We start from the raw sequence: 12,481 nt of genomic DNA on the forward strand, positions 1-12,481 counted from the left end.
CATCTAAAGGCCCTTCTGCGCTTACTGATACTCTCGTTTTCAGTGGGGCAAAGATAGAGACTTTATACCACGCAAAACAAATAAACTTAACATAAATTTCATATTCATGTAATATTTTACACCTAACACACTGATACCTTGAGAGAAAAATTTTAAACATTTGTTTGGCGAATTTGTTTTTATTATATGAATAAAACAAATTCAGTCTTTTTGGCAATGTTATTCTGGTATCTTTTCTGTATAAATAGCACTCAAAAATTCAGCATATGATTTTTCTAAGCCTGTAACATCTCCTGATTTAAGATTTAAGCCTCCAATTCCTGAAGTGTCTGATTTAATTTTTAGTGATGATACCTGGAAATAGAGGTTTTCATCATTGGTTTTGGGCTGAACTTTCACTGTTGAACCTAAAAGTTTCTTGGTAGAGATGGTATATACTTCTCCTGGAACAATTTTTAATTTAAAAAACGATCTTGGTGATATCTTATAGTCTTTATTATTAATATTGATCTTCTGGTCTTTTTCTGAGGAAGCAAATATATACATCATACCCTCCTTGACATTTAATTTTTCTTTTGGAGTATAATATAATGCTATCTTATAATTGGAAGGGTTAAAGGTCTGACGGGATCCATCTACATTTTCAAAAGGTTTTATGACAAAAGTATTGGCTCCAATCTCTTTTGCTTTTTTATATACTAATGAGAATACTATTGCATCATCTTTCGAGAACCCCTGAACTTCTGCTTCTCCTAAATAGATTGCTTCTGTTTCGGCTTCATCTTTTTTATAAAGAAACTTATCTGAGTTATCATTAGTTTTCTCCACTTTACTCAGATAGACATTTTGTGCATTCCAAAGCTGAATACATAGTACTGAAAAGATGATGGCGATATTTTTCATAATATTATTGTTGTGTAAGGATCTCAACACATTCTTCAAGGCTGTGTTCCCAATGTTTTGGTTCAATTTTATAAATCTCTTCTATTTTATCCAAAGACATTGTACTTCTTACAGGTCTTTTGGCTGGAGTAGGATATTGTTCAGTTGTTAATGCGTTCAATTGTATTGAAGACTTTGAAAATTCAGCGATTTTCTTTGCAAAATCAAACCAAGTGGTTTCCGGATAGTTTGAAAAATGGAAAATTCCAAAGGTTTTATTCGGGTTTTCGATAATATCCATGATAGCAGCTGCAAGATCATTCGCATTTGTAGGCTGCCCAAACTGGTCTGCCACAATTCCCAACTCAGTTTTCTGAGAGAATAAATTCAACATTGTTTTCACAAAGTTTTTGTTAAACTCAGAATATAGCCAAGAAGTTCTCAGAATAATTGTTTTAGGATTAATTTCCAATGCCAATTCTTCACCTTTTCTTTTTGATGCTCCATATACTCCTATTGGATTGGTAAAATCATCTTCTGAATAAGGAAGATTGGTATCTCCATCAAAAACATAGTCTGTAGAGACATGAATCAGAATGGTCTTATAATCTGCACAAGCCTGAGCAAGATGAGCCACTCCATTTGCATTGACAGCAAAGGCTTTTTCTTCTTCTTTCTCTGCCAAGTCTACTGCTGTATATGCAGAAGCGTTGATACAAAAATCAGGTTTATTATCATAAAAGAAGTCACTTACCTGGTCTGCATTGGTAACATCTAAGATTGTAGAATCTGTAAAAATAAATTCATATTGGTTTTCAAAGTCAGGAGCTATTTTTCTGATACAGTTTCCTAACTGTCCATTACTTCCTATTACTGCTATTTTTTTCATATTTTATTCATTTTAAATTTTCAAAAGACTCTCAACAGAATTATCTCCTAAGAGTTTTTTGCATTTTGGGATCTTAAAAACTTAACTCTTGACTGGAAATCTTTTTGTATCAGATCTACATAGAATTTATGGAAAGTTTCTTTGATATCTTCCGGATGGATTTCTGATTTTCTTGTTTTTATATTAAAATAAATAACCGTTACCCAAAGTACAGCATGAATTGTTTTTTCATCTAAACTTTTCATCAGGATTTCAACTTTGGCTGTTCTGTCCTGAATATCGATAGTCTTACTACTGATGACCACCTGGGTATTATATCTTACTTCTTTCAGATAAGCGATTTCATTCTGAATGGCAATCCAGGTACAGCCTGTTTGCTTGGTATATTCTTCATAAGTAAATCCGTAAAAAGTCTCTACATGATCTTCTCTGGCATTGAACATGTAATCTAGATATTTTACATTATTCAAATGACCAATAGGATCACAATCGCTAAACCTTACTTTTACTGTAGTTGATACTTCTTTTTCCATTCCGCAAAAATAAACAAACCGCCCCTTTTGGAGGCAGTTTGTCTTATAAATCTTTGTTAATTTGCTGAAATTATTGAATTCCTAATTCTTTCTTTACAGCTGCAGTAGCATCAGCACCTGCTTTGTAAAGGAATGCAGGTGAATTTGCATCCATTACATACTCATATCCGTTAGCTTTAGCAACTTTATCAACAGCATCGTTCAATTTTTTCTCTATTGGTCCGAAAGCTACTTCTTGTTTAGCCTGAAGATCTTTTTGAGCTTTGTCCTGCATTTGAGCTATTTCTTCCTGAATTTTTTGTAATTCACCTTCTCTAGCTTTGTTTTCGTCTGCAGTTTTCTTAGGCGCTTCTTCGCTATATTGCTTTAGTTTAGCTTGCCCAGCATCATATTTTTTCTTGATCTCAGCTTGTTTAGTATCGTAGAATGTTTTAAGGTCAGCATCTGCTTTTTTCTTTTCAGGCATTGCATTAAGAACTCCCAATACATCTAAAGTAGCCATTTTTTGAGCTTTTGCCATACCTACAGAAACAACCATCATTACTGCTGCAAATAATACACTTAATTTTTTCATAATTGGTAAATAAATAATTTAATTTGTTTTTAGATTTCAAATTTACGTAAAAGTTAACTTACAATTTTACTTTTTACTTTTACTTGTAGTTTTCTCTTTTTTATCTGTTCCCTTCAGTAAAATAGATAATACTTTTTCTGTATAGTCATATTTTCCCTGAAGAAAAATAACACTAATGTTATTGCTTTTATCAAGAACTATGCCCAACCCATTTTTTTCGGACATTGTTTTGATGGCTTCCCAGATCTGATCCTGAAATGGTAAAACAAGATTTGTTCTCAATTTTGCTATTTCACCATTAGCTCCGAAACGTAAGCTGGTAGTGGTTTTGACATTTTTATCAAGATCTGCCACTTCTTTTTCTCTCAATTTCAGCTGATCGCCTATCAATAACACTTTTTCACTTTCAAAGGCCGCTTTTTTTCGTTCATACTCTGACTGCAGATTTTGAAGTTCTGACTGCCAGGTATCAATCTGAGAGTTTAGTCTCGCTTCGGCTTCTTTATACTGAGGTAATTTATTTAAAATTTCATTAGTATCTACCACTCCGATTTTTTGGGCATTTCCAAACCCAAAAATTAAGAGTAATACAAAAGTGATGGTTATTTTAAAGTTCTTCATATTTATAATTATAATGATTGGTTCATCAAGAAGTGGTTTCGCCATCCTGATGGGTTTCCGGACATTGTCTTATCAAATCCATAAGCAAAGTCGAACCCAATTAGTCCAAACGCTCCCATATAAACTCTAACTCCCACACCTACTGATCTTTTCAACTGGAATGGATTATAATTACCCCATGAGTTCCAAACGTTACCTCCTTCAGCAAATGTTAATGCATAAATTTTAGCTGTTTGGTTCATTGAAATCGGGTATCTTAACTCTAAAGTAAATCTGTTATAGATTGTACCCCCACCTTTTTGAGTGATATCTTCACCTTCACCTCCATAAGTACTCGCATTTTCATATCCTCTTAAAGGAATCAATTCTCTGCCATCATATCTACCTCCGAATAATCCTGTACCCCCTACATAGAATCTCTCAAATGGCGGTGCCCCAAGGTTTTTGTTATAGCCATCCATGAAGCCCATTTCAGCGGAAGATCTCAACACAAGTTTACCGGCAATTTCGTTATAAACATCTGCTTTAAACTTGACCTTATAGAACTCCATCCACTTGTATTTATCAACCGCCTTCATTGTTTCATAGTTTTTATTACTAAACAATGAATATGGAGGAGTTAGCTTAGCAGAAAGTTCAATATTGGAACCCATTGTAGGGAAAATAGGATCTATACCTGCTGAGTTTCTACTTAATCCTAGGTTGATACTAAAGTTATTAGCTGTTCCATACATCTCTGTTTCCGTTCCAAATTGGAATGGATAATTATTAAAGTCATACTTCTGGAACTGTAATCCTGTATATAGTGAGAAATAGTCATCCGGCCAGTTTAATAGTCTGTTCAAACCTACTGATGCGGAGAAAATATTTAATTTCTGAGAACCTCCCAGTCCATCACTGTATCTTACCCTTGAATTATTTAAACTTACAGAAAGTGCTGTAGGTCTTGTACCAAATAACCAAGGTTCTGTAAAGGATACTCCATAGTTCTGGAAATACTGCCCTGCCTGTACCTGAATGGAGAAAGTCTGTCCGTCTCCTTGTGGAACCGGCTTAAAGTCTTTAAACTTCAGGAAATTTCTCAATGAGAAGTTATTGAACGTTAATCCTAAAGTACCAATAAAGCTGTTACCACCATAACCTGCCTGCAGCTGAACCTGAGAAGATCCTTTTTCTACAAGCTTCCAGTTCACATCTACTGTATTATCGACCTGGTTAGGCTGAATATCCTGTCCTATCTGTTGCGGATCAAAGAATGACATCCCTGCCAAATCAAAATAAGTTCTCTTGATTTCGGTTTTTTTGAACAATTCTCCTGGTTTTGTTCTTAACGCTCTAAGGATTACGTGGTCATGGGTTGTTGTATTCCCCTGCCATGTTACTTTGTTCCAGGTAGCCTGCTCTCCTTCGTTAATTCTGATCTCCAGGTTTACGGCATCACCGTTCACTGATTTTTCAACCGGTGTCACATTGGAGAAAAGGTATCCGTTATTCATGTAAACGGATTTAATATCGGAATCATCTTCTTTACCACCGTCTTCACCAACTTTTTTGTTGAATCCTACTGCATCATAGATATCTCCTTTCTTATATCCTAGTAATCTCTGTAAATATTCAGTAGCATAAACCGTATTACCAGTGAACGTAATATCCCCGATATAATACTTTTTACCTTCGTTAAGCTTTACATTGATTTCGTAGTTATTCTTCTTATTTCTCCATACAGAATCTGAAACGATTTTTGCGTCTCTGTATCCTAAAGAGTTATAATAATTGATCAGGCTTTGCTTATCTTCCTGATATTTATCTTCAATGAATTTGGAAGATTTCAAAATACCACCGATGCTGAAACGTTTCTGTTTTGTTTCTTTGAAGGCTTTATTTCTAAGCTTTCTATCGGTCACATTCTGGTTCCCTTCAAATTCAATATGGTCAATTTTAATTCTCTTACCCTTGTCAAGATTGATCGTCCAATCTACCAAAGCAGGATCTCCCGCATTTACTTTATCTTCAATTGTGATTTTTGCATCAGCAAAACCTTTTTTGATATAGTCTTTCGGAATGTTTGTTTTAAGACTTGACACTAGGTTTTGAGTAATCTTTGTCCCAGGCTTTAGGTTGTTATCTTTAGCCAGTTTTTCACCTTTTGATTTCCCAATTCCTTTGCCCTTAAATTTCACTTCTCCAAGTTCTTTCAGATCCTGAAGATAGAATTTAAGAACAACAGTCTGTCCTTCAATACTTTGAACGTACACTTCTACTTCAGAAAAAGATTGGGTATCCCAAAGCTTCTTAACCGCATTACTGATTTTCTGCCCCGGAATATCTACGCTTTCTCCTTTGGATAAGCCAGTAAATCTAAGGATCTGAGCTGGTGTATATTTTTTTACCCCATCTACAACAATGTCTTTAAGTGTATAAGTACCTACCTCATTGTCTGCATGTACAGCATTGTTTACTTTTGTGCTGTCCTGTGGCGTTACTTGTCCATAAAAATGTGCAGAAGCAGCAAACATAATGATGGGTAATAGTCTAAACTTCATTTTATCGAGTCTTTCTTTTCTTAAAATTTATTGGCCTTGTATCTGCTCTCCGGTTAGTCCGTATCTTCTTTCTTTGTTTTGATAATCAACAATACATTGGAAGAAAATATCTTTGGTAAAATCCGGCCATAGAACATTTAAAAACTGTAATTCAGCATAAGCAATCTGCCAAAGAAGGAAGTTGCTTATTCTTATTTCGCCGCTGGTTCTTATCAATAGATCTACAGGAGGAAAATCTTTGGTATAGAGATAGTTTTCGAATAATTTTTCATCTATATTCTCTACCTCTACTTTTCCTTCTTTTACATCTGAGCTGATATTTTTAACGGCTTCCAGTATTTCATTTTGTGAGCCATAGCTGATCGCCAGTACAAGGTTTCCTTTTGTGTTTTCTTTTGTAAGTTCTACCACACGCATCAGCTGCTCTCTTACTAAATCAGGCAGCTTCTCAAGACTCCCTATCACATGCATTCTCAATCCTTTACTAAAGATTTCCTCTGCTTCTAACAGCAGGGTTTCCACAAGTAAGTTCATGAGGGTATTTACTTCTTCAGATGGACGGCTCCAATTTTCTGAAGAAAATGTGTAAAGTGTTAAATAAGGGATATTGATCTCATTACATGCATTAATAGCATTTCTTACAGCATTAATGGCATTTTTGTGACCGAAAGTTCTTTCTTCGCCACGAGATTTTGCCCATCTCCCATTACCATCCATAATGATGGCTACGTGCTTTGGTAAATTCTCAGAATTTATTTTATCTTTAATCAACGACATATTAATTAATCACAATAACATGGAGGTCTTCCAAACGAAAACGTCAATCCTAAACTGAATGTATTTAACCAGTCTTTGGATTTATCATCTCCAATATTTCTTTTTTTAATAAACTCTTGTTCTCTTTCCTTTGCAACGGCGTAATAGTTTCCTGATTCTAATAATGAACCACCTGAAACCGGGTCCAGGATATCGGCATTAAAGGAACTTTTTACATCCTCAGAAAGAATCTTACTATGATCAAGCTGATCTGTCAGAGTATATCTAAATGTTGCTTCTGCAAATATAGCCCAAGTATGGTTAAATTTATACTTTAGCCCTACTCCAAAAGGGATATGCATGGTAACTTTTTTTCCTAATGAATATTCAGTGTTTGTTTTAAAGTCCATTTCATTAATCGGAGCTAATGCCACCCCATCCGGATCTCTTCTGAAATCATGGGAAAGATTAGCTTTAGGCGCATCAAACATCAAGGCTCCAATACCTCCGAAAATATATGGACTTACCATACTGATCTGTTCATTATTAACCGGGAAAAAATTATATTCAAACATTAAACTTGCCTCATATACATTGTTTTTCCCGTATGCATTTCTATTTCTTCTATATTCTTCTTTTGCAGCTTTATCGCTAAATTGAATCTGGTTATACCCTAAATCCAATCTAACAGTTTGGTGCGGGTTAAAATTAAATCTATATAAAATTCCACCATAAAATGGGATCCCCCAATCCGACATTCTATTTAAATCCAACGGCTTTTGTAAAATATAACTTGTGCTCCCTACATCACCCACTAGGTTACTCATACCTAGACGAACCCCCAATTCGTTTCTTTGTGCTTTAACACTTACCACTCCAAGGAAGGCAAGGAAGCTAAACAATAATTTTTTATTCATAAAAGAATATGGATTTATGGTTATTTTAAAATTTAATTTTTGCAAATATAAAACATTTTTATATTAATGATAATCTTAATGTTTAGTTAAAAATAAACAAAAAAACATAATTTGTTATAAAGTAAACGGCAAAGTGGCAAAAATATTCTTTTTTCCATAGAATGAAAATACATATAGTATGAAAAAACCCCCATCGAATGAGGGTTTAAGGCTCTATTTTTTATTAAACATTCTCTGCATCTTATTCCGTATTCTAATTAATAGCGGTTCTTTATAATTTTTATCTTCATCAAAATATCCGTAACCATAGCCGTATCCGTAACCATAGCCATATCCGTATCCCTGCTTCGTATTATAATCGTTATAAATAAGTCCTAAATGTTCAATTTCATTATTCTGATATTTCTCTGTGATGAGCTTCATCATATATTTTTCGGTATACTCATGACGCACCACATAGATATTTGCATCAGAGTATTTCATGAGTTCATAAGAATCTGCTACCAGACCTGCCGGCGGAGAATCTATAATAATGAAATCATATTTTTCCTTCAGTTCCTGTAAGAACTGAACATTCTTCTGACTCATCAGTAATTCTGAAGGGTTTGGAGGAATAGGTCCTGAGGTAGCAACATCTAAATTCGGGATTTTTGTATGATTGATAATCTGGTCAATATTTACTTCTCCTGTAAGATAGTTTGATATACCATATTTGTTATCGATCTTAAAGTCACCAAAAATTTTCGGTTTTCTAAGGTCCATTCCTAAAAGAATTGTCTTTTTATCGCTTAAGCCTAATACAGAAGCCAGGTTAATGGAAACATAAGTCTTTCCTTCTCCACCTACGGAAGAGGTTACCAATATCACTTTACCTTTCTCATCTTCATTATTCATCAGGAATCTCATATTGGCTCTGATTCCTCTAAATGCTTCTGAAACAGAGGATTTCGGCTGATCCAAAACGGTAAGCATATTTTCGCTGTTGTTATTTCCAATCACTCCAAGAAGAGGAATTTTTGTAACTCCTAACAGTTCTTTAATATTTCTAATTTTATTATCAAGCAGCTCACCTATTAGAATAAACAGTATTGGAATAAATAACATTCCGCCTATTATACTTGTTTTTGCTGTTTTAATATTAGGGCTTACAGGTCCCTGTCCAATATTTTTGGCAGGGTCAATCACACTAATGTCTGATTGGTTGGTTGCTACATTTAAACGGGCTTCATTCTGTCTGTTTAAAAGGCTGTTATAGGTAGCCTCAATCATATTATACCCTCTTTCTGCATCCAGATATCTTCTTTCTTTTTCAGGATAGGTTGTTAAATCAGCATTAGCGTCTGATACCTGGCGATCAATTTTATTGATCTCATCATAATATTTAGTATAATAGTTTTTTAAACTGTTAAAAGAGCTGGTTTTAGCTTCATTAATTAACCTGTTTACTTCTTTCATTGGCTCAGAAGTAGGTTTATAAATTAAAGCTAGTTCGCTTCTTTTTGTATACAGTGCCTTAAGTTCGCTTACTGAAGCGGAGAAGAATCCATCTTCAAAACCTGCCGCATTCGTAGCAATCATTTTATCAAAATTCTGTGACTGAAGTGTGTTTCTGATATTATTCAGAGAGTTAACTTTACTTACGATATCTGCTTTTTTAGCTTCAAGTTCTTTTATAGTTTCAAGAGACTTTTCATCTCTATTTTTAATATCGTAAAGTTTTTCTGAGGTTTTCAGATTATTCAGCACAGCACCTGCGGAGTCCAATCTTTTACGTATTCCGTCCAGGCTTCCTTGTAAGTAAGCTGTTGTGTTTTTATTAACGATATTTTTATCTTCAAGTCTTTTTTTCTGAAGTTCAGCAACCGATTTGTTAAGGAAGTTCACCGTACCATTAAGATTATACCCTTTTTTATTGATAATCATAATAGTATTAATTTCCTTATCAAAACCTACTCCTATGGTAGAAACAATATCATTAACTCCCTGGTTTATAGTCGTTAAATTGATGATGATATTATCAAGTTTGATATTAGGAGTAACCGGATTTTGAACCAGCTTAAATCTCAAATTTGGGGAATTATACCATTCATTGACTCTAATAATCTTATTTGCTGGTCTATTGTAAGCATTAATATTTTGAAAGCCTTCCACTTCATAATTATACAAACTTGTGGATTGTCCTTCTTCAGGCAATACTACTTCATATGTACCATTTCCTTTTGGTAATATTGTGATTGGATAATTTACCTGCTGAAGATGTTTTTTATCAATTTCGAAAAAAACAGGGGAATCGTCCTTATCCAGATAGGTAGTTTTTATAAATCCTTTGGTAGAATAGCCTACGAAAAGGTTCAATTCCTTCACCAGATATTCATTATGAGATCTTGACAAAAGCATTTTCTTTAAATAAACACCATCTTGATTCCCTCCCTGTCCCCAAATGAAATTAATGGACTGATTAGGGCTAAAATAACTTGAGGTATTATTGGAAATACTTAAAGACAAGTCTGAAGCGTATACATTCTGAGCATAATACTTACTATATGCCCAAGAGACTGCATAACCAATAAAGAACATAAGGATAAACCAATACCAATTTTTAATCAGCCTTCTTATAAAGTGTTCAATATCAAACAATGCAAAAGTTCCGTACTTATCTTTGGGAGCTTCGCTTTTTCCTACGTTAGTTTCTTTTCCTGGGATCATAGAATTAAAGTCTTTGTAGGAGTACATATATAGATAATGCAGTCGTAATAGCCGTAACACCAGTAAGCATTGTCTGGATAGGATCTTTACCGAATCCGTTCAAGCTTTTTCTTCTGGTATTAAGATAAATTTCGTCTCCATTCTGTATATAATAGTAAGGAGAATTCATCAGGTCTTCACGGGTAAGGTCTATTTTAGCAATTTTGATACCTTCCGGAAGTTTTCTATGGATAACAACTTCTTTTTTATCTACTGTTCTGTTTAGTCCACCATTAATAGCCAGGGCTTCAGTAATGGTAAGGGTATTTTTATGGGCTATTTTTTCTCCTGATAGTCCTGTAGTTTCCAAGTCACCAAGGATGTAATAAGTAATTCCGTCTGTATTTAGCCTCACTTGAGATTTCCCTTCCTGGAAATTTTCATTGACTTTAGTCTGAATTTCTTTTGATACATCATCAAGGGTTCTTCCTTCTGCTTTAATATATCCTATTCCGAAGATGTTAATATCTCCGTTGCCATCTACTTTTAATCCATTAAAATAGAAATTGAGATTTCCTCCCGATGTTGTACCTGTAGCACCGCCTGTTGCTCCAACGTTTACAACTCCACCACCACCTATTCCGCCTGAAGTATTGTATGCTGAGTAAAATTGTGCTGCATCTCCTTTGGGTGTAGTCACAATATTAAGATTAAGCATATCATTTTTGGTAATCCTGTATACAGGAATATTGTAGGGAACAAGACCTTCTTCATTGATTACAAGGCTTTCACTCGGCTGTAAATACCTTACATCCTTTACGGTAATGCACGAGGTAAGCAGAAAAGGTAATATTAAAAATAAATACTTAAAGTTCTTCATCATATTTGAATATTGTTTACAAAAGTAATATTTAATTGTTAATTTTTGTTATTTCTTAATCGATATATCAAATCTGGTAAATATGCTCCCAAAAAGCCTAAGAAAACAATCAGTAATAACAAAAGATTTACATTGGTGTGTCTTAAATAATAGGCGGCGGCTACAATCATTAAATAGTATAGAATAATATAGAACGTAGATCTTCTATGGGTAAGATTTAATTTCAGAAGTTTGTGATGAATATGGTTCTTATCAGCATCAAATGGTGACTTCTTGTTATATAGTCTCACAATGATTACGTTCAATGTATCTACAATCGGTAAAATTAGAATAGCTACTGCCACTACCGGGGCTGACTGCAGGTGATACCTAGGTACATCCGCAAGATTCTTATCTATAAAAATATCTATAAAACAAATAGAAGTAAAGGCTAATAGAAATCCTAAAAGCATAGACCCCGTGTCTCCCATAAATATTTTATTGGTTCTGTAGTTTGACAGATTGTAATACAGAAACGCCAAAACAGTTCCAATAATAATTACTGACAAAACTACCAACGGATAATTGTATTCACCTAACCTATAATAGCTGATCCCAAATAATGCACTGCAGATTACAGAATAACCACCTGCCAATCCATCAATTCCATCAATAAGATTGAAAGCATTAATAAGAATAATAAATGTAATAATACTAAACACTACACTTACAAAATACCCCAGCTCATAGACTCCAAATATTCCAAATAAGCTCCTGATTCTGATATCTGAACCAATTACAATTAAGGAAGATACTAAGATTTGAGCCACAAGCTTTTTATAAGCTCTCATGACCACAATATCGTCCATCACTCCTATATACAGAAGGATAATAAGTGAAGCAAACAGGAATTTATAAAGATCAAACAGTTCATATGCAAAAATAGATGCACATATTCCTATCGAATAAAAAATGGCAATCCCACCAAGATTTGGGATTTTTCTAAGATGTGAACTTCTAACACCAGGTTCATCCATAAGGTTTTTCCTCCTGGAAATCTTTACAATAGTAGGGATGGAGAAAAAAGTAATTAAAAAGGAAAATACGAAACCTAATCCTATTTTTACATAGAAAATATTTATCCCCGATCCGCTTAAGAACAATTCAAAGTTTTTCATTCTTTTCTTATCCAGTACACATTATCTCTTCAACTAAACCGATG

Annotated in this window: 11 protein-coding genes; all 11 read right to left on the bottom strand. The window is 34.1% G+C overall.

The genetic code is table 11. The annotated features are described in order from the left end of the window. Positions 1-219: 219 nt before the first annotated feature. Entirely contained in the window at positions 220-903 is a 684-nt protein-coding gene (locus AC3HD6_RS17490) for a hypothetical protein (protein ID WP_488897500.1), read from the bottom strand. Positions 904-907: 4 nt separating this feature from the next. After that, positions 908-1,771, bottom strand: a complete 864-nt coding sequence (gene rfbD, locus AC3HD6_RS17495) for a dTDP-4-dehydrorhamnose reductase (RefSeq protein ID WP_488897501.1) — start codon at positions 1,769-1,771, stop codon at positions 908-910. A gap of 47 nt (positions 1,772-1,818) precedes the next feature. Beyond that, complete coding sequence (locus AC3HD6_RS17500) at positions 1,819-2,304, bottom strand: acyl-CoA thioesterase (RefSeq protein ID WP_488897502.1); 486 nt, start codon at positions 2,302-2,304, stop codon at positions 1,819-1,821. Positions 2,305-2,374: 70 nt separating this feature from the next. Next, positions 2,375-2,878: an OmpH/Skp family outer membrane protein gene (locus tag AC3HD6_RS17505; RefSeq protein ID WP_068939355.1), complete on the bottom strand. Its 504-nt coding sequence runs from the start codon at positions 2,876-2,878 to the stop codon at positions 2,375-2,377. 66 nt (positions 2,879-2,944) lie between these two features. After that, positions 2,945-3,499 carry an OmpH/Skp family outer membrane protein gene (locus AC3HD6_RS17510; protein WP_488897503.1) on the bottom strand — a complete coding sequence of 185 codons (555 nt, stop codon included), beginning with the start codon at positions 3,497-3,499 and terminating at the stop codon, positions 2,945-2,947. Between the two features lie 8 nt (positions 3,500-3,507). Then, positions 3,508-6,042, bottom strand: coding sequence for a BamA/OMP85 family outer membrane protein (locus AC3HD6_RS17515; RefSeq protein WP_068939353.1), 2,535 nt, complete (start codon positions 6,040-6,042; stop codon positions 3,508-3,510). A 27-nt stretch (positions 6,043-6,069) separates the two neighbouring features. Continuing rightward, complete coding sequence (gene uppS / locus AC3HD6_RS17520) at positions 6,070-6,819, bottom strand: undecaprenyl pyrophosphate synthase (protein ID WP_488897504.1); 750 nt, start codon at positions 6,817-6,819, stop codon at positions 6,070-6,072. Between the two features lie 5 nt (positions 6,820-6,824). Continuing rightward, the gene (gene porG / locus AC3HD6_RS17525; protein ID WP_488897505.1) at positions 6,825-7,715 is read right to left on the bottom strand and encodes a type IX secretion system protein PorG; all 891 of its coding nucleotides are present in this window, start codon (positions 7,713-7,715) and stop codon (positions 6,825-6,827) included. Between the two features lie 213 nt (positions 7,716-7,928). Continuing rightward, positions 7,929-10,421, bottom strand: coding sequence for an exopolysaccharide transport family protein (locus tag AC3HD6_RS17530; protein WP_488897506.1), 2,493 nt, complete (start codon positions 10,419-10,421; stop codon positions 7,929-7,931). Positions 10,422-10,425: 4 nt separating this feature from the next. Further along, complete coding sequence (locus AC3HD6_RS17535; RefSeq protein WP_488897676.1) at positions 10,426-11,280, bottom strand: polysaccharide biosynthesis/export family protein; 855 nt, start codon at positions 11,278-11,280, stop codon at positions 10,426-10,428. Positions 11,281-11,318: 38 nt separating this feature from the next. After that, positions 11,319-12,437 (bottom strand): glycosyltransferase family 4 protein, encoded by a 1,119-nt coding sequence (locus tag AC3HD6_RS17540; RefSeq protein ID WP_068939339.1) that lies wholly within the window; start codon positions 12,435-12,437, stop codon positions 11,319-11,321. Between the last annotated feature and the right edge of the window lie 44 nt (positions 12,438-12,481).

Source organism: Chryseobacterium sp. II3a (genome assembly GCF_057815135.1).